The organism is Rhizobium sp. 01T444 (genome assembly GCF_056398305.1).
This window is the reverse complement of record NZ_JBFTPD010000281.1, coordinates 1-603: the sequence shown is the minus strand read 5'-3', so window position 1 is coordinate 603 and position 603 is coordinate 1. Positions and strand designations below refer to the sequence as shown.

Sequence of the window (603 nt, the reverse complement as noted above, 5' to 3'; positions counted from 1 at the left end):
GTGCCGAGCCGGCCACGTTGTACTTGGCCCCGTGCAGGAAGAGCATGACGGGGGTGTCGGCGGATTCCGGCTTGTCGCCGAGCCACAGCCCGTGCAGGCGAACCTGCTCGCCCGTCACGGCGGACTTGTAGTCGATCCAGACGTCCTCCATGCCCTGGGTCATCGCTTCGGAATTGCCCCAGCTCTTGTCGCTCGGCTGGAAGATCCATTCGCGCTGATGCTCGTCGAGTGTGGCGCACCCGCCCGCCAGGATGGCGACCAGCGCCGCGGCGGATGCGACTCTTGCGAAGAGGGACCAGGATTTCATGAGGTCTGGGAAAGACAGGCAGAAAGCCGGAAAGTTCGACGACAGGCTCTATGCAACGTGCGTGCCCGGTCCCTCGATGACCCATGAAAACCCTCGAATTGCCGCCAGTCCGCCGCCAAATGTGCGGAATTTCGCGTCAGGCGGGGAGCGCGGAGGGCTTTTAGCGGCCGCGCATGAAAAGACTGTCGAGTTCCCGGATCGACAGCTGGCGCCAGGTCGGACGGCCRTGGTTGCACTGGTCRGAGCGCTCGGTGGCCTCCATCTGGCGTAACAAGGCGTTCATTTCGTCGAGGGTC

The 603-nt window shown here is 63.9% G+C and carries 1 protein-coding gene; it reads right to left on the bottom strand.

What is annotated here, in order from left to right; genetic code table 11:
* Positions 1-307, bottom strand: a 307-nt coding sequence (locus AC1DTN_RS38450) for a hypothetical protein (protein ID WP_477925449.1), incomplete at its 3' end; no start/stop codon positions are given.
* Positions 308-603: the final 296 nt, after the last annotated feature.